Below are 18174 nucleotides of genomic sequence, written 5' to 3' on the forward strand. Positions count from 1 at the left end.
TATCTATGTTCAGATATATATCAACGCAGGATCTTCTAACTTTAGTTGACTCAATCCGCAGTATCATTCTCAAAAACGACCATAAAATTAACCATTTAATGTTAAACAAAGAAAACCCTGATTTTGAGGGGCTTTGGTCAATTGTCGAGCCAGATGTTTATGCCAATAAGCAACTGAACTATCGTAGTGTAAAAGTGTTGTTGTATAAAATGATGGTGTTTCTGCTCAAAGATATTCAGGAGGGCACCTTTGATTATTTGGATTACGATGACCAACCTTGCAACGAAACCCCTGAGCGCTTTGATGATTTATTCGATACGGAATTAGAGAATGACTTCGATGATGACTTTAAAGAAAAAATTGAGCGTGAGTTCGAGCCAGAGCTTAATAATGAGCGTACTCAAAACTCTATAAAAGAGACCATATCGCAAATCAAAAAAACGCATTCATAGGATAAAGAAGGCTATTTTTGCATTTAAAAATAGCGGCCTAATCATAACTCACGAAATACGCCACGAGCCGTTATTTGCCGGCTCACTACTCAATGTCTGGGTAGTCAGAGTTCACTCTGATAATACTAGTGAGGGAATTGTACGCAAATATACTTTTCCATTGTGGTAATGCAAAAGCGTATTGCCAACGATAATGTAAGGCGAGGCTTAAGGGCAATGAAGGAGTAGCGTGCTACTCCTTTTTTAATGTAAACCCCTTAGCTTTTGAAAGTTTTTCTTATTTAATCTATTTTAAAAAACAATAGGTTACCAAATTGTAATACAAATATTTGTGTAAACGTTTACATTCATGTGTTTCATAGTGTACATTTTAAAAAGTTAAAACTCTGTTATGAAATATAGAGTTTCTTGCATTGCTTTAATAAATGAGAACACACATGCATCGATTTTATTTGAATACAATTTTATCTTTGAGCTGTTTACTTTTGATTTCTTGTAGTAAAAGCATTACAGATGATAGAGGGGACAACAACACACAATACAGTGGCTATTTGTTTACCTATTTTACAGGGAATAAAGTTAATGAGGAGCAAGTCTATTTTGCATTAAGTGCAGATGGATTTAACTTTGAAGCACTCAATAATAATAGCCCAGTGCTTAACTCATCTTTAATTAGTTCCTCGGGTGGTGTCAGAGACCCTCACATCCTCAGAGCTGAAGATAACTCCTTTTTAATGGTACTTACAGATTTACAAGTAGAGTCTATGGGGTGGGAAAATACAGGTATTGTGTTATTAAAGTCTCCCGATTTAATAAACTGGACACATACTACGATTGATATTCCTAAAGCATTCCCTGAAAAGTTTTCAAATGTTAATCGGGTATGGGCGCCTCAAACTATTTTCGACGAAAAGTCAGGAAAATACATGATTTACTTTAGTATGCGCCAGCAGCAAGGCCCTGACATTATATACTACTCATATGCAAATGATGATTTCAGTAGATTAACTTCAGAACCAAAACAGCTTTATTATCCCCCTGAATGGGCGAAAAGTAAGGCGTCAATTGACCCCGATATTGTTAAATTTGAAGATCAGTATTATTTATTTCATAAGTCCGAAGATGTTAACTCAGGAATAAAGCTAGCAATATCTGATTCGTTGACTCAAGGCTATAAATTAGTTGGTGAGAACAGAGTTGATCACGAAACTAATCCAGTTGAAGGCAGTGCCGTATATAAGCTTTTTGATAGTAATGAATACTTGTTAATGTATGACGTTTACACTCAAGGTAACTATAAGTTTGCGCAAAGTACAGACTTAAAATCATTTCATACCCTCAAAAATAATGTGTCGATGAATTTTAAACCCCGCCATGGATCAGTTATTCCCGTCACTAAGTCTGAGATAGATAAACTGATAAAGACGTGGGGATACAGTAATACTGGAATAGTTTCTTCGAAAAGTGATGCTGTAAAAAGCTTAAATATTACTGTTAACACTGAAGATAAATCTGTTTTCTTACCGGTTAAAAGTGGCACAGATCTATCTAAATACGACCCTAAGTTAATAGTTAGTCCCGGGGCCAACATTTCTCCAAATGGAATACAAGACTTTACGAAAGGTTCAATTCGTTACCTAGTTAGCTCTGGTCAATCTACAGAAGAGTATCTTGTAAATGTTGCTATTAACAATAACCCAGTACTTGAAGGGTACTATGCTGATCCCGAAATTATATATTCCAAAAGAGATAATAAATTTTATATGTACCCTACCAGTGATGGTTTCACCAGTTGGAGCGGTACTTATTTTGAAGCTTTTTCAAGTAGTGATTTAGTTAACTGGGAAAATGAAGGAGTTATTTTAGATTTAAAAAAAGATGTAGTTTGGGCTGACAACAAAGCTTGGGCTCCTGCTGCAACTGAGGTCCTCATTGATGGTGAGTATAAATACTTTTATTACTTTTCCGCAGCCCAGAAGATTGGTGTAGCTACTTCATCAAATCCAACAGGTCCGTTTATTGATTTAGGCAAGCCTTTAATTGATAAGTTTCCCCCTGGTGCAAGTTTTGGTCAGCAAATTGATCCGGATATTTTTACTGATCCAGTTTCTGGAAAACATTATTTGTATTGGGGAAATGGGTACATGGCTGTTGCTGAGTTAGGTGAGGATATGATGAGCATCAAAGCAGGCTCTGAAAAATTATTAACCCCTGATTCAACATATAGAGAGGCCACTGAGGTCTTTTACCGAGATGGTACTTACTATTTTATCTGGTCAGAAAATGACACGAGAGATCCTGAGTATAGACTTCGATATGCCACTGCTCAGTCACCTACAGGCCCTTTGTTTATTCCGAAGGAGAATTTAATTCTTGAACAGGATCCTCAAAAAGGGTTGTTTGCAACGGGACATAATTCAGTTATTCAGCAGCCTGATACTGATAATTGGTTCATCATTTATCATCGATTTGTGCGTCCGAATGGAATAAAAATGGGTCGTGCAGCAGGTTACCACAGAGAGGTGAGTATTGAGTCTTTGAAGTTTAATAGTGACGGCACGATCAAGCATGTCATTCCTTCAACGAAGGGGGTTACTCCCATATCTCTTCTGAAAAATGAACAACATTAATAAGGAATATATATGTCAAAATACAACTTTTTATTCAGTTTTATATTTTTATCAATATCATTTTACTCTAATGCTGAGTGTGAGAAAGTCAGCTATCCACTTTCCACTCAACAGCAGTATATTGTAGATACTAAGAACTGCAAAGTTACCCTCAGAAGTGTAAATTGGTTTGGTGGGGAGTCTGAGGCATTTACCCCAGGCGGTCTAGATTTACGACCTGTATCATCCTTGATATACCAGATAAAAGATGCTGGTTTCAATTCTATTCGTTTGCCGTGGTCAAATGAGATGGTAGCAAAAAACCCAGTTATAAAGGATAGATTGTTATCAGCAAATCCTCATTTACAAGGAAAAACAGCCCTCGAGATTTTTGACTATATCATTGAAGAAGCTGGAAAAGCGGGCTTAATGATAATTTTAGATAATCATAGAAGTCGAGCTGACTGGTGTTGTGATGCAGATCAAGGTGATGGTCTTTGGTATTCAAAGGAATATCCACAAAATATTTTTTTCGAACACTGGGTAAAATTAGTCAATCGCTATAAAGAAGTGCCAAATGTCGTTGCCGCAGAGCTAAGAAATGAGATACGACCTGATCCTACTATTGATTTAACGCCAACTTGGGGTACGGGAGAGGTCGAAACCGATTGGAAAGCAGCCGCCACTAAAGCAGGTAATTTAATTTTAGAGAACAATGCAAATTTACTAATCATGGTAGGTGGCCTCCGCTGGCAAGTTGATCTTGAAGAAGTAAAAGAGCAGCCAATTAAGCTTAAGTCAAAAAATAAATTAGTCTATGTGGCTCATGACTATGTTTGGAATCATGAAGAAGAAGATTTACATGATCCGCAAAGATTTGCATCGTCAGCATATAAACGATGGGGGTTTGTTCTTGAGCCAAATAAACCTTATACAGCTCCGTTATATTTGAGTGAGTGGGGGGGATGCACTCAATTAGGAGCTGATAATAAGCCCTGTCCAGAAAATCGTTACCAGTTCTTAACAGCATTTGTAAACTACCTTTGTGATCTTGAAGAAGGCTCATCTGTTAGTTGGGCTTATTGGCCTCTAAATGGTACTCAATTAATGGGATATAACAGGATTGAAGGAGAAGTTGAAGCATATGGTCTATTAAAGCCAGATTGGAAAAGTTGGGCATCTCCAAGGTTAGTCGCGCGCCTAAACGGCAATTCTTGTAACTCAATTTCACCGAGAGGCAAAGCCCTATGAGTTATTCCCGTAAAATATTTAATGGGTATAACTATTTCTTGTTCTTTGCTGTGCTTTCTGTCTTTATATTATTAGGTTGTTCAGAAAAAAAAATGCGCGAAGTAGGATCTGTTTCTGTTTCTGTTGAGAATCAAGAATGGCAAGATTTATCGATTTTCAAGGTAAACACTTTAAAACCCAAAGCTAGCTTTATTCCTTATAAGACAGCTGAAAATGTGCTGTCAGATGAACCTGAAAAGTCAGTATATTATTATTTGCTGAACGGGAATTGGCAATTTGAACTTTACCCAAATCCTGAGAGTGTCCCTAAAAACTTTCAGGATAAAAACTTTGATCGACAGAATTGGTCAAAAATGCCCGTTCCTGCAAATTGGCAAATGCATGGTTTTGATTACCCTGTATATACAAATGTTAAATACCCATTTCCAATTACTCCCCGTTTAGTTCCTGTTAAAGAGAATCCTACAGGGGCTTACTATAAAGTATTTAATTATAATAAAGCCAAATCTAGTATGCGATATATTTTACACTTTGCGGGTGTTAACTCTGCATATTATGTTTGGCTAAATGGTCAGTATCTGGGGTATAGCGAAGGAAGTAAAACACCTTCTGAGTTTGATATCACAAATGAAATAAAAGAGGGTGAGAATACTATCGCTCTTAAGGTTTTAAGATACAGTGATGGTAGTTATTTAGAAGATCAAGATTTTTGGCGGGTGAGTGGCATAGAGAGAGATGTTTACATATACCAAACTTCACCTATAAGTATTCAAGACTTTTTCGCAAAGACAACGCTTGAAAATAATTATCTCGATGGTGTGTTAGATCTGTCAGTCGATATTAGTAACCCAAATCTCCACGAAACGAAGACAGTATCTTTAGTCGCAACTTTATTTGATGAAAATGAGCAAATCATTGAAAAAAAAGTGCTGCCTTTACCTGATAAATTGCAGCACTCTTTGTCTATCAAAACCAAATTTTATGTCTCCAATGTTGGCAAATGGAGCGCAGAAATACCAGAGCTTTATTCTTTAGTCTTAAATCTTGAATCAAACACACAACCAGAAACTCAATATGTTGGAAGTAAGGTCGGTTTTAGAAAAGTAGAACTGAAAAAAGGGCAAGTTTTAGTTAATGGTAAAGCTGTGCTTTTTAAAGGGGTAAACCGGCATGAGCATGATGAACGTGAAGCACATGTTGTGAGCAAACAGTCAATGCTAAAAGACGTTCAGCTTTTCAAACAAAATAATATAAATGCCGTGAGGACTTCTCATTATCCTAATGACCCATATTTTTACAAGTTAGCTGATAAATATGGTTTGTATGTTATTGATGAAGCAAACATTGAAACGCATGGTTTTGGTTATGAATCAGATAAAACACCTGCGAATATGCCCGAATTTGAAGCAATGCACCAAGATAGAATTGAGCGAATGGTTGAACGTGATAAAAACCATCCATCAATCATTTTTTGGTCGTTAGGAAATGAAGCCGGTGATGGACCTGCTTTTATAAATGGGTATAAATGGGTAAAACAAAGAGATAGCTCAAGGTTGGTACAATATGAACGCGCTGAGCGTCATCCTACTGACTTTCATCAGTGGCACACAGATATTTATAGTTGGATGTATGCTCCACTAGAAGAAGTTCAAAAATATCTTGATAGTAAACCAAAACGGCCTTTTATTTGGATTGAGTATGCCCACGCTATGGGTAATAGTACCGGGAATATGGAAAAAAGCTGGCAAGTTATACGTCGTGAAAGGCAGTTTCAAGGTGGGTTTATTTGGGATTGGGTTGACCAAGGTCTGATAAAAACTAATAAGCAAGGAAAGGAATTTTGGGCATATGGAGGTGACTTTGAACCCGCAGGAGTATATAACGATGGAAACTTTTGTCTAAACGGCTTAGTAAACCCCGATCGTACACCACACCCTGCATTGTACGAGGTGAAGAAAGTATATCAAGATATTCATTTTTCATCACTTGGAGAAGGTAAATTTAAAATATTTAATGAGTACTTTTTTAAGAACACCGATACACTTCAGTTCAATTGGCGCTTAGTTGCAGAGGGGAAGGAAGTAAAAGTTGGTATTCTAAAAGTGAACCTTGAGCCACAAGAAGAAGTAATTTTTGACCTTAAGAGTGAATTCACAGATTTAAATCCCGAATTAGAGTACTTTATTGAATTTTATGTAAAAAATAAGCACGCTTCTGAGTTAATTGATAAGGGGGAGGTGTTAGCTAAATCACAGCACTTGGTTCAAAGCAGACCCACAGTATCACTGAAATTAGAGCATAGGGATGCTATCAAGCTTGAGCAATTTAATGAAAATATGAGAGTAATAGCTGGTAATGCCCTAATTAACTTTGATAGCGAAGGTTATTTAACTAGCTACTTATTGAATGACAAAGAAATGATCCTAGCGCCTTTGAAATTAAATTTCTGGCGGGCACCAACCGATAACGATTTTGGAAGTAGCTTTCAAAGTAGAGCAAAAATATGGAGTGTAGTTACAAATCAACAGGTTAGTCTAGGTGCTAAGGTCGTTTTTCAATCAGAAGAACAGGTGATCTTAGAACAAAGCATTTCTTTAAACCCTATAGATCGAAATGCCAAAATCCGTTATCAAATAAACAGCGTTGGCGAAATCAAGGTTGATATAAATATAAATCTATCTGGTTTAGATGATTCTATTAGTGAGTTACCTCGAGTAGGTAGCTTGATGCAAATGCCTAAAGAGTTTGATCACGTAACTTATTATGGAAGGGGTCCTTTCGAAAACTATAGTGACCGTAAAACATCACAATTCATTGGTTTATATACAGGAGAGGTTGCTGACCTTGGATTTAGTTATATTAGACCACAAGAGAACGGTAACCGAACTGATACTCGCTGGTTTTCTATTACTGATAAAGTAGGGGAAGGTTTGAAATTTCAAGGCCTACCAGTTATGGAGTTTACTGCACGTCATCAAGTTATTTCAGATTTTGATGCAGGTCTAACAAAAAAACAACTTCACTATATTGATATACCAAAACGACCCTTGACAGAGTTATCTATAGATTACAAACAAAGTGGTTTAGGAGGTGATGATAGTTGGGGGGCTAAAGCCCATTCAGAGTTTCTTCTACCTGCAAAGGACTATCATTTTGGATTTATTATTTCGCCTCTGTTTGACCGCTCAGCAAGACTAGTTGCTGAACAAGCTAATATAGCAAGCTCTATTTCAGGTATTGAAGCTAGTAAAGATGAGTGGGCTGATTTCACCAAAGGTAATAATGTATCTCATGATCCTTCACGCATGTTGTTTTCTGATGGGCGTTGGTATATCTATAGCACTCGTTATGAGTATGCAAAGTCCTCCAAAGATGGAATAACTTGGCAAAATGAGACTTCACCTTTAGAAAACGGCTTTCCGGCTTGGGTAAAAGACTATATTCCAAATGAGAATCAAGGTCTTTGGGCTCCTGATATTATTTTCTTCAATAATCAATATTTATATTATTATTCGGTATGCGGTAAAGGAGCGGGCGCTCCTTGTTTGATGGGACTGCTATCTAATACAACACTGGATCATAATTCAGCCAATTATAATTGGGTTGATCGAGGTTTAGTCGCACATAACCCAAGGAATAGTGAAACGATTCAGTTTTCCGCTATTGATGCTGGACCTGTGGTGGATGAGAATGGTGATTTATGGTTAGTTTGGGGGTCTGGTTATGGTAAAGATCCTAAGCGTGATCAGATTTTTGTAACTAGACTCGACAATGAAACAGGCTTACCTATTAAAACCGAAGCTGGTTATCAGGGTGTTATTCAACAAGGGTACCCTTTAAAGCAAGGTATAAAAGAGGGAGCATATATTCATTACAGAGATGGGTATTATTACTTGTTCTGGAATGAAGGCGGCTGTTGTTTTGGTACTGATAGCGATTACACTATTTATGTAGCGCGCTCAAAGAAAATTACAGGCCCTTTTAAAGGGGATCGCCTTTTCTTTGCTACGACAGAAGGGAGACACGGTCCAGGTCATATTGCTATTACTAAAACATGTAACCGTGAAGTGTTTAGCTATCACTACTATCCTGATGAAACCCCGGTTTTAGGTATTAATAATTTGAATTGGGACGATGAGGGGTGGCCTCAAGTAGGTAAGCCTAACTCAGAGCCTTTCAAGTATTGCGAGTAGTTAAGTAACCTCTTCCGTAAATCATATACGGAAGAGGTTTAGATCCATATAATAGAATAAAGTTAGGAAAGTGTTTGGCTTAATGGCTACTATCAAAGATATTGCGAACGCAGCAAACGTGTCCATAGCATCCGTTTCTCGAGTTATTAATAATACGGGGAGTGTTGCCCCTAAAACACGAGAAAAAATTTTAAAATCAGTTGCAGAGTTAGGCTACCGACCTAATGCAAATGCAAGAGCTTTGAAATCTAACCAAGCAAACTCATTAGGTCTAGTTATTGCTGATTGGCATGGAGCTTTTTTTTCTTGTTTGGCAAAAGGTGTAGAAAGCGTAGCAAGAAAAAGAGATGCAACGCTACTAGTAAGTACAGGTGCTTGGCAAGCAGAAACAGAATTAAAAGCGATTGAGTTGTTACTTGAGCAGCGCTGCCAGTCATTAGTTGTTCACAGTAAATTTTTATCTGATGATGTACTTGTTGATCTAAGTAAAGAAGCTCCTATGGTTTTTATAAACCGGTTCATACCACAAGTACCTCAGCAATGCATCTGGCTTGATAACAAGATCGGTGGCGTTATGATGACGCGTTATATCTTAAGCAAAGGTCATCGTAATTTGGTCTTCATTAACAGTAATCAGCATATCGAGGACTCTATAGATCGAGAGGCTGGCATAAAAACTGAGTTAGCAAAGCAAGGGTTGACATTTGACCCTGAAAGAACTGTATATGTTAATCCAAATTATGATGGCGGTGAAGCTGCAATACAGCAGTTTATTGCAAAGGGGATAGAGTTTTCCGCGGTTATTGCCTATAACGATGCGGTTGCTTGTGGAGCAATGTCATCCCTACAAGACTTTGGTGTTGATGTGCCAAAAGATGTATCAGTAATTGGCTTTGACGATACTGATATTGCTAAATACTCCCGTCCAAAACTTACTACTTTAAACTACCCAATTACAGAGATGGCAGAAGTCGCAGCAAATTTAGTACTTGATATGGTACAAGCTAAAGAAAATATAAAACCTTATAACCTATCTTATGTACCAAGTTTGACCATAAGGCAATCTGTTATAGGTTCAAGCAAGTAGTTTTTAGGCAATTTTATTTGATAAGTTTGAAATGCACATTTCTAATAAGCTGAATTTGTGATAATTATTTTCTAGTTTTGAGAGAAGGCATTATGATCGCTCCAATCGTCTTAAAATTTCCAGAGCTTATCCATGTTGGTCACGTATGCAATTATAAGAAGAAACAGACTTTACTAAATGAAGGTGATATCTGTGATTCGGTTTTTATTATTGAAAAAGGTTGTGTTAGGGCTTGGTTTAATGGTGATGGTCATGATGTTACTTTTCAGTTTTTCTTTGAAGGGGATATAGCCACTTCTTTTGAAAGCCTCAAACGTGGCCTTCCTGCTCTTTATAATATAGAGACAATTACAGATACTCGCTTACGAGTCATTTCTAAAAAAGCGCTACTTCATTTACTCAATAGTAATAATAATATACAACAGGCCGTTGATGACTTCATTTCTGAGCGTCTGTATCATTACCAAGCCTTATTCATTTCTCGAATAAAAAATAATCCAAAACAAAGGTATGAAGAGCTACTCAACCTTCAGCCTAATATCTTTGATAAAGTACCACACCATTACATAGCGACTTATTTAGGCATGACTCCTGTGTCGCTAAGCCGAATTAGGGCAAAAAATAGGTGAACAGTTAACATTTGTTAAGGCTGTAAATTTGGATAGATATAAAGTGCTCACCATTCATGATAATGCATAAGGTGAACATAATATGAAAACACAAATTCTGAGGGTCGGTTTTATTGGTCTTGGTAAAATGGGGGCAGGTATCTGTGAAAATATTCAAAAAGCAGGATATCAATTAACGGTTTTCAACAGAACGATATCTAAAACGCTGCCATTTCAAGAGAGAGGCGCAAAGGTTTCTCGTAGTATTCGGGAACTCGTTGAGCAATCCGATATCATTTTTACTAGCTTGTTAGATGACAAATCGATTATCGAGTTATGTTGCGATGAAGGTGGCATGCTTGCTTCTATGACAAGTGATAAAATTCATGTTGGTTTGACTACTATTCAACCCTCCATTGCAGAACATCTAAAATTAGAACATGAGAAACTTGGATGCCAATATATTGCAGCTCCAGTTGTTGGTCGTCCCGATGCTGCAGCTGCAGGCAAACTTATTACTTTCCTAGCAGGCGAACCGAAAGCTATTGAGGTCGTTAAACCTATAATAGCGTCGTATACAGTGAAACAACTAAACGTTGGCACAGTGGCAAGCTCAGCGAATGGTATGAAAGTATGTGTGAATTATATGGTTATGGCACAGCTCTCAATGTTAGGTGAAGTATTTACATTTGCCGAAAAAAGCCAGTTAAATAAAAGACAACTATTAGCTGTTATTCAAATGTTTTTTGCAGGTAATGAAGCTATGTGCTCTTATGCTGAAAAGATCGCATTAAGAGATTTTGATACCGTTGGTTTCGATCTAACTGCTGGTTTAAAAGACGCATTAATATTCGAAACTGCTTTCACAGCTTGTGGCGTAAAGCCATCTGCAATCCAAGGTGCTAAAGATAACTTAGTCACAGCAAATGCAAACGGACTCGGGCAAAAAGACTGGAGCGCATTGACAGAAGTATCTCGATTATTAGCTGGACTAAATGATAAAGCAAAAAGACATTAGGGCTATTCAAAATAAATAGCTCAAATGATGAGTCGTTATTTGCTGGCTCACTACTCAATGCCTGGGTAGTCAGAGTTCACTCTGATAACACTAGTGAGGAATTGTACGCAAATATACTTTTCCATTGTGGTGATGCAAAAGCGTATTGCCAACGATAATGTAAGGCGAGGCTTGAGGGCAATGAAGGAGTAGCGTGCTACTCCTTTTTTAATTCATTAGCTCACTTAATGCAGTGATAATTTTAGATATAGTGGATACTTTAAATAATTAGATATGAAGGCACTGAAGTGTGGCTTAGTCATAGATTCATTATTGTCCTAATTTGAATTTCCCTTGCATTATTGACCAATGACCAGGCGATGCGCAGAAAAAGATATATTCATCTTCTTTATTGAACAAATCGCTTTTAAAAGTCACTGAAGTAGACTCACCTCCACCAATAACCTTCGAAACCACAATTGCTCTCGAGTCATTAGGCTTTACATAATTATTCTTAAAACCAGCTTCAAAGCTGTCATTCGTTAACCCTATTAAATTCTCTTTTTTGGAGATAACCAAATTATGTCCCATTAAAGCTGCGGGTAATTTCCCAGTGTTTTTTAAATTAACAGTGATTGTTGAGCATGTTGCAGGTACGGTTATTTCGTCCTTAGAAAATGTCATATTGTTAGTAGCTTCTATATCGACAGTACAATTGTCTTGTGCATGAGCAGCTGAAATGAACCCTGTGAAAAATAGACCAAGTAAAATGTTACGGATAGACATGTGACCTCATTTATAGTTGGATAAATTAGAATTGAAATTACCAAGTTACGGTTTAACTCTCTAACTAATAAATTAAATCTATTTGATTGATAAAATAGATGCTTTAGTGGCAATAGATAAAGGTTTCTATTAAATAAACGTTGGTTTCATATTTTAAGAATGTAAGGTAAAAGAAGAATGGGGAAGGCATTTAGACTGAGCTAATAACTGACTCGAAAAAGTAGTAATTAAATACATACTTTCAACGACAGATAAAAATGCTTACTCAAGAAGAGGACAGGGTTAACTTATCAAGAGCTAGTACATTTTAAATTCACTGCGAGCCACACCTTGCAGGCTCACTACTCAATGTCTGTGTAGTCAGAGTTCACTCTGATAACACTAGTGAGGGAATTGTACGCAAGTATACTTTTCCATTGTGGTGATGCAAAAGCGTATTGCCAACGATAATGTAAGGCGAGGCTTAAGGGCGATGAAGGAGTAGCGCGCTACTCCTATTTGTATACTTATCATTTAATGCAATAAGAAGCAGGGCTAGTATTCCAACTCGTTGCTGCCCCTAAACGAGTTAACGTAAATGCTCTAAGGATGGCTTTGGGGCTGAACGGACATTGATGATCATAAAAGCTCCAAACCATGTAAGCTTGGACATTACACATCATTGTTAACCATCCGAACTGTTTAAGTAATATTTCCTCTATCAATATCCTGCTATTTATTATTCAAAATCACTCTAGTAACTCCCTTATTTTGGTGACATTTCAGTCACATTAGTTTTGCTAGTATCCCATCATCTCATCAATTAAATTCGCTTGAATGGTGGAGGAAGACGATATGAGCAAGCAATTGAAACGAGTGTTGTGGCTATTGAATATAGGAGCGTCATTATGAGCTGGAAAGTTGATAAACTATCGTGGCTGCTGGCCTTGTGGGTAGTTCTTTTTAGCGTGCCATTGTTTTCCTACGCAGCAGAGGCTCCCGGCGCACTAACTATTATCGTGACATCGAAAAAAACAGAACGACCGCTTCCCAACGTACAAGTTACTCTTAAAAAGCGAGAAACCGCTTCAATACAAACACTAACCACGGATAAACAAGGGCGCATTGTTGTTGACTTGCTTGATCCGGGTTTATACGCGTTAACATTAAAGAAAGATGGCTTTGCTCCACTTTATGAGCCGAGTATTCGTGTCGTTACCCGCAAGAATATGAAAGTAGAGTTCGAGCTAAACGAACAGATCATTGAGGTGATTGAGGTACGAGCACAACAAGCAGATAAAGCGGGTTCAGGCTCAAACACCTATCTGGACAGAGAGGCATTACGTGGTGCTGTTGGTGGAGGTGCAGACCCTTTACTGTCATTAGATGGTTTGCCGGGCTTGGCATCTTCAAGTGAATTCGCGAGCTTCAGTGTTCGTGGACGAGGACCGAGGGATAATCTGGTATTTGTGGATGATCTTCCTTTTGATAAGGCGGTGCATTTTGATGCAACACTTGGAGAAGAAGAAGATGTAGGCGGCGGTGGTCGTTTCTCAATTTTTGCGCCAAACGTTATCGGCGGTGCAGAATTTTCTCCAGGAGGCTGGGGACCTGCATATGGTGGACGTGCTGCATCATTACTTAAGCTTGATGTTGCCGATGGCAACCCAAGTCCATCAGCAAGCTTTCGTTACGATCTTGCTGGCTATGAAGTAGGGTATGATGGCCCTATGGGAATAACCGAAGACGCCACTATGCTGTTTTCTGCTCGACGATTAGACTTTGGTCAATTATTTGAAACAATAGAAGAATTAGACATAGGAAACCCAGTTTTAAGAGATATTATCTTAAAATCGGTTGTACCGATAAATCAGAACCATACTGTTGAAGTTTTATTAATCGATACGCACGAAGATTATACTCGCGATGTGAATCATGTCTTTGCATCACCTAACTTTGAAGATGTTGCTCTTCAAGATGCTGAACAAGATAGTGATTTATATGGTGTAACCTTACGTTCATTGGTTGGCGAAACATCGGTTTGGACAAATAAGTTGTACTACCGTAAAAGTGATAAAGTCAGCTCAGAGGGTGAAGCTTTTCCTGATCTCGTCCCAGAGGGGACACCAGCCTCGGATTTTCCAGTACGTGAAGATATTATTACCATTAGTGAAGGTGAAAAAGAGCTTGGCTGGAGAAGTGATTTTGAAATAGAAAATCAATGGGGTATGTTCAGCGCTGGTGCTAGAGTCACTCAAATTGAATTGGATTACAGCACGGTTTTAGACGGTGATTGGATTCGATTTGTTTATGATGACGATGACTTTAGACCTGACTCAACACAGCGTTATATTGTATTAACACCCCAGAATATGGATTCTTCAATACGTCAAAAGGAAATTAACTATACTGGCTATGTTAATCAAGTATTTGAATTTGATAACTGGAACTTTGCAACGGGGTTGCGCTTTGAACAGGACGGTTTTGCTGACGAAAGCTTGTTTTCTCCCCGATTCAACATTAACTGGACGCCAAGCGATTCCGTTAAATACTTTGCCACGGCAGGGATTTTTCATCAATCACCACGCTATTTAGACATTGCCGCTAATGAAACGAATGATTTGAAGAACGAAAAAATCACTCATAGCAGCATTGGCTTTCAATACTTTTCGAATAATAATTGGTCCATATTAACGGAGGCTTATTACCAAAGTCTTGATGATCTTGTGGTTGACCTGGACCGAGCGAGTGGTACGTTTGCCAATATCGGGGATGGAACGTCATACGGCGTAGACATTGTCGTTAATGCCACTATTTTTGAAGGTCTTTACGCGACTTCTACCTATTCTTACAATGATGCAGTTGTTGATCGCAAAGATGGCCGTGGTGATGTTAGTGCTGAATTTAGTCGGGAGCATGTTGCGACTATTGGACTGACATGGGAAATTAATGACCGTTGGAAAGTTGCTGGTCGTTACAAGTACCTTTCTGGTTTACCTGATGATGAGTTTATAATTCACGAAAATGTATTGGGTGATGGACAACCGTTACGCTATTCCAAAGAAATCATTGAACGTAATATTGGTCGTAAAAGTGGTGCTGGAATATTTAACGTCCGTGTCGATTATCGCAGGGCTTTCGGCCCGTTCGATATGACAGCTTTTCTTGATGTCATTAATGTTACGGCGGCTTCTTCAAATGATGAAAGTGAGTTTGACTACCGTCGTGGTGTTGTTGTTAAAGATGATAGCGAAGCTGAACCGCTAATTGGCTTGCGGTTAGATTACGCTTGGTAGGAGCGAAAATTAAAGGAGAGTTTAGCATGGCACAAGCGCTTGACGATGCAGCAATTAGAGCATTGATTGTAGAAGACAATCGTGACATTTGTGAAAATATTGCCGCATACCTTGAAAAGCATCGCTTCATTTTAGATTTTGCTTATGACGGCATCAGTGCCATGCACCTAGCAAAAACGAATACGTTTGATGTGATTGTTTTAGACCTAATGCTCCCGGGCATGGATGGTTTGCGCTTTTGCCAAAAGTTACGCACTGAGGCTGATGTTGAAACACCTGTGCTCATGCTAACTGCCAGAGATACGCTCGATGATAAACTAAATGGATTTGAAGCCGGGGCTGATGACTACTTGGTTAAGCCCTTTGCATTACAAGAGCTTCATGCTCGACTACAAGCACTGTACAAACGGAGCTTTGGTAAGAAAGACAAGCTATTAGTGGTGGGTGAATTAACCCTAAATCGCTCAACATTAACAGTACACCGTGCAGGAAAACGTATCGATCTCAGCCCTATAAGTATGAAACTCCTACAACGATTGATGGAAGAGTCACCGTCTGTCGTACTTCGTGACACACTTGAAACTTTGTTGTGGGCAGATGAACACCCAGACTGTGATGCGCTTCGATCTCATATGTATAAACTTAGGCAAGCCATTGACAAACCCTTTAATAAACCACTTATTCATACCATACATAGAGTTGGTTACCGACTTGCCGATGAAGAATAATTATGTATAGGTACAGTTTACGAAAGCGAGTTGCCATTGCCTTTGCTGTTTGTGTTGCGATGCTCAGTGTGGTTTGGGGCTTTGCATTTTTTGCCGCAATTAAGCTCAGTGAAGATCGTGTACTAACGGTCAACTTGAGCATGCGGTTGAAGGCTATCCTACTATGCCAGCGAATCTTCGAACCTATGAAGGTATCGATAACTTACCTGAACCTTTGAAAATGTGGGCGCAAGCTCGCCCTGAAATTGGCGTATACGAGTTTGAAAGCGCTGAATTACATGTTGCTGTTATTCAGTCTGCCAACTCTTCTGAAAATGTGTTTATTGTTTTCGATGTTGCTGGTATTGAGGCCGAATCATCTGAAGATTGGTGGTGGCTACTTGGTATTACTGCTGTAGTGGGAGCGCTTGGATTGCTAGGGTTTGGGCTGGGAGTTATTGTGATGCGCAGAGCCGTGGCTCCAGTGACACAACTTGCTAAAGTTGTGGAAAAGATAAACCCAGAACAGCTCACAGATGATGATCATAAACGCATTGAAGCAAGTAAATTCGGTGATGATGAAGTAGGTGTTCTTGCTAGAACTATTGAGCAAACGTTAGAGCGGATCAGTGCATTTGTTGAAAGAGAGCGCTATTTTACAGGAGCTGCCAGTCATGAATTGCGAACGCCTATTACCGTGATAACTGGTGCGTTAGAGTTGCTTGAATTGAGTACTCTTTCAAATTCTGATAAAAAAATACTCGCTCGCCTTAAGCGTGCAAACGTCGATATGAAAACCACCATTGACATGTTTTTGTGTCTAGCCCGTGAAACAGATGATGGTTTATATGATGAGCAGTTTTTTGTTATGCCGCTGCTAAATAAAGCAATTGAGCAACAGCGTCACTTGTTAAATGGCAAAAGCATAGAGTTAGATATTGAACAATTCGCCAATCCTAAAATTTATGGTCATCCCCCAGCATTTTTTATAACGGTCAATAATCTCATTCGAAATGCGTTCGAGCACACACTATTAGAACAGGCTAAGATCTCTATTGTGATTAAAGAAAATGAGCTTTTAATCACTAATCAGCTAAACGTTAAACATGATGAGGGTAATATCTCTATCGAGGAAGCTTCATTTCAGGGGTACGGATTAGGTTTAGGTATTGTACAAAGATTATGTGAACGCAATGATTGGTCATTTTCATTGCGTTCAGAGGATGGCAATATGATTGCTAGTTTGTCATGGTAAGATTTTCATTTTGCCTATCAAGTTCACCCAAAAGACATTAAGGTAAACTAAAACTTATAAATAACCCCGATACCTACTTCAGCCTCAAAATTACTGCGTGCAATAGGGCTATCTCTGACTTCACTACTGAAATACTCAAACAGTGCTTCACCATATATTTGCCAATCACTATTTAAGTTTTCTCGATAATTGTAGTCAATACCAAACGAGCGCAATCCACCACTTAGTTTAGTTTCTTCTAAGCCTGATGATAGTGATTGTATTGCATTAATACCAAACCCTTTGTTTGCGTAGTCACTGTCGTGTACTACGAAAACTAAATTAACTTCAGAACCCGTACCGTCAGTTTGCTCACCGAATCGACGACCAACACCAAATAACGCTAAATTTCCTTCATCACTGGCAACTACACGACTAACTAACCAATAGCGCCAGTCAGGAGTAAATGAGCGGCGAGCTTGTAAAACCAGTTCAAATCCTTCTTCTTGATTACCAAGGCCATCTAATCTGCCATCGTCAGAGTCACTTTCTTCTCGGCCTTCTTCAAACCCGATCAAAGCACCTACCAGCCAATTGTCATTAAGTAGTCCTCGCCAGCCAATTGCTTCTCCTGCAAAGTAATAAATATTATCACCACTTCGCCATTGCACAGCACCAGCTGGCTGTGCTTCAAATCCAAATTCATCTGAACCTTCGTAAGCGGATTCATATTCAATCCCTATCCCTAAGCCAAGTGCCCAGCCATCTTCACCCTCGGTGAAATCATCAACAGACGGAAGAGGAACTAAAACAGGATTGTTTTCTTGTGCCATTACGGCGTTATTAAAGGTAGTTTGTATGAGCAATAAAACGGCTAAATATATTATTTTTTTCATATGACTGATTCATTACATTAAATGTGACATTAGATAATCAGCTATACGAATTCACGTAAGAAATAGTTCATTACCACTT

At 38.5% G+C, this 18174-nt stretch carries 12 protein-coding genes; 10 read left to right on the top strand and 2 right to left on the bottom strand.

Features of this window, described 5'->3' with window-relative positions:
* The first annotated feature begins 5 nt into the window (after nucleotides 1–5).
* The 7 genes from C2M25_RS17270 (at nucleotide 6) to C2M25_RS17300 (ending at nucleotide 11218) form a co-directional block, all read left to right on the top strand.
* Nucleotides 6–452, top strand: a complete 447-nt coding sequence (locus C2M25_RS17270; RefSeq protein ID WP_105181688.1) for a hypothetical protein — start codon at nucleotides 6–8, stop codon at nucleotides 450–452.
* Between the two features lie 437 nt (nucleotides 453–889).
* The gene (locus tag C2M25_RS17275; RefSeq protein ID WP_105181689.1) at nucleotides 890–3082 is read left to right on the top strand and encodes a family 43 glycosylhydrolase; all 2193 of its coding nucleotides are present in this window, start codon (nucleotides 890–892) and stop codon (nucleotides 3080–3082) included.
* Nucleotides 3083–3094: 12 nt separating this feature from the next.
* Nucleotides 3095–4312, top strand: a complete 1218-nt coding sequence (locus C2M25_RS17280; protein ID WP_105181690.1) for a glycoside hydrolase family 5 protein — start codon at nucleotides 3095–3097, stop codon at nucleotides 4310–4312.
* Entirely contained in the window at nucleotides 4309–8505 is a 4197-nt protein-coding gene (locus tag C2M25_RS17285) for a glycoside hydrolase family 2 TIM barrel-domain containing protein (protein WP_105181691.1), read from the top strand. Before C2M25_RS17280 ends, C2M25_RS17285 begins: the two co-directional genes overlap by 4 nt.
* An 82-nt stretch (nucleotides 8506–8587) precedes the next feature.
* Complete coding sequence (locus C2M25_RS17290) at nucleotides 8588–9592, top strand: LacI family DNA-binding transcriptional regulator (protein WP_105181692.1); 1005 nt, start codon at nucleotides 8588–8590, stop codon at nucleotides 9590–9592.
* A 92-nt stretch (nucleotides 9593–9684) separates the two neighbouring features.
* Nucleotides 9685–10221 carry a Crp/Fnr family transcriptional regulator gene (locus C2M25_RS17295; RefSeq protein ID WP_105181693.1) on the top strand — a complete coding sequence of 179 codons (537 nt, stop codon included), beginning with the start codon at nucleotides 9685–9687 and terminating at the stop codon, nucleotides 10219–10221.
* An 82-nt stretch (nucleotides 10222–10303) separates the two neighbouring features.
* Nucleotides 10304–11218, top strand: coding sequence for an NAD(P)-dependent oxidoreductase (locus C2M25_RS17300; RefSeq protein WP_105181694.1), 915 nt, complete (start codon nucleotides 10304–10306; stop codon nucleotides 11216–11218).
* A gap of 309 nt (nucleotides 11219–11527) precedes the next feature.
* Here the strand turns inward: C2M25_RS17300 and azu are convergent, their stop codons facing one another.
* Complete coding sequence (gene azu / locus C2M25_RS17305; protein WP_105181695.1) at nucleotides 11528–11983, bottom strand: azurin; 456 nt, start codon at nucleotides 11981–11983, stop codon at nucleotides 11528–11530.
* 887 nt (nucleotides 11984–12870) lie between these two features.
* Here azu and C2M25_RS17310 point away from each other — a divergent pair.
* The 3 genes from C2M25_RS17310 to C2M25_RS17320 all read left to right on the top strand — a co-directional run bounded on the left by C2M25_RS17310 (nucleotide 12871) and on the right by C2M25_RS17320 (nucleotide 17220).
* Nucleotides 12871–15258: a TonB-dependent receptor gene (locus C2M25_RS17310; RefSeq protein WP_105181696.1), complete on the top strand. Its 2388-nt coding sequence runs from the start codon at nucleotides 12871–12873 to the stop codon at nucleotides 15256–15258.
* A gap of 26 nt (nucleotides 15259–15284) precedes the next feature.
* Entirely contained in the window at nucleotides 15285–15986 is a 702-nt protein-coding gene (locus tag C2M25_RS17315) for a response regulator transcription factor (protein WP_442793029.1), read from the top strand.
* 163 nt (nucleotides 15987–16149) lie between these two features.
* Nucleotides 16150–17220 carry a sensor histidine kinase gene (locus C2M25_RS17320; RefSeq protein WP_234003602.1) on the top strand — a complete coding sequence of 357 codons (1071 nt, stop codon included), beginning with the start codon at nucleotides 16150–16152 and terminating at the stop codon, nucleotides 17218–17220.
* A 47-nt stretch (nucleotides 17221–17267) separates the two neighbouring features.
* On the opposite strand, the gene C2M25_RS17325 is transcribed toward C2M25_RS17320, so the two are convergent.
* On the bottom strand, nucleotides 17268–18095 hold the full coding sequence (locus C2M25_RS17325; protein WP_105181697.1) for a MipA/OmpV family protein: 828 nt from the start codon (nucleotides 18093–18095) through the stop codon (nucleotides 17268–17270).
* Nucleotides 18096–18174 lie beyond the last annotated feature (79 nt).

Source organism: Pseudoalteromonas sp. T1lg21 (genome assembly GCF_002964625.1).
Classification (GTDB): Bacteria; Pseudomonadota; Gammaproteobacteria; order Enterobacterales; family Alteromonadaceae; genus Pseudoalteromonas; species Pseudoalteromonas gelatinilytica.

What these genes read in the sequence shown, in the direction of transcription:
- C2M25_RS17280 (WP_105181690.1), top strand. Translation starts at nt 3,095, where the DNA reads ATGTCAAAATACAACTTTTTATTCAGTTTTATATTTTTATCAATATCA.
- C2M25_RS17320 (WP_234003602.1), top strand. Translation starts at nt 16,150, where the DNA reads ATGCCAGCGAATCTTCGAACCTATGAAGGTATCGATAACTTACCTGAA.
- C2M25_RS17285 (WP_105181691.1), top strand. Translation starts at nt 4,309, where the DNA reads ATGAGTTATTCCCGTAAAATATTTAATGGGTATAACTATTTCTTGTTC.
- azu (WP_105181695.1), bottom strand. Translation starts at nt 11,983, where the DNA reads ATGTCTATCCGTAACATTTTACTTGGTCTATTTTTCACAGGGTTCATT.
- C2M25_RS17300 (WP_105181694.1), top strand. Translation starts at nt 10,304, where the DNA reads ATGAAAACACAAATTCTGAGGGTCGGTTTTATTGGTCTTGGTAAAATG.
- C2M25_RS17270 (WP_105181688.1), top strand. Translation starts at nt 6, where the DNA reads ATGTTCAGATATATATCAACGCAGGATCTTCTAACTTTAGTTGACTCA.
- C2M25_RS17315 (WP_442793029.1), top strand. Translation starts at nt 15,285, where the DNA reads ATGGCACAAGCGCTTGACGATGCAGCAATTAGAGCATTGATTGTAGAA.
- C2M25_RS17325 (WP_105181697.1), bottom strand. Translation starts at nt 18,095, where the DNA reads ATGAAAAAAATAATATATTTAGCCGTTTTATTGCTCATACAAACTACC.
- C2M25_RS17290 (WP_105181692.1), top strand. Translation starts at nt 8,588, where the DNA reads ATGGCTACTATCAAAGATATTGCGAACGCAGCAAACGTGTCCATAGCA.
- C2M25_RS17295 (WP_105181693.1), top strand. Translation starts at nt 9,685, where the DNA reads ATGATCGCTCCAATCGTCTTAAAATTTCCAGAGCTTATCCATGTTGGT.
- C2M25_RS17310 (WP_105181696.1), top strand. Translation starts at nt 12,871, where the DNA reads ATGAGCTGGAAAGTTGATAAACTATCGTGGCTGCTGGCCTTGTGGGTA.
- C2M25_RS17275 (WP_105181689.1), top strand. Translation starts at nt 890, where the DNA reads ATGCATCGATTTTATTTGAATACAATTTTATCTTTGAGCTGTTTACTT.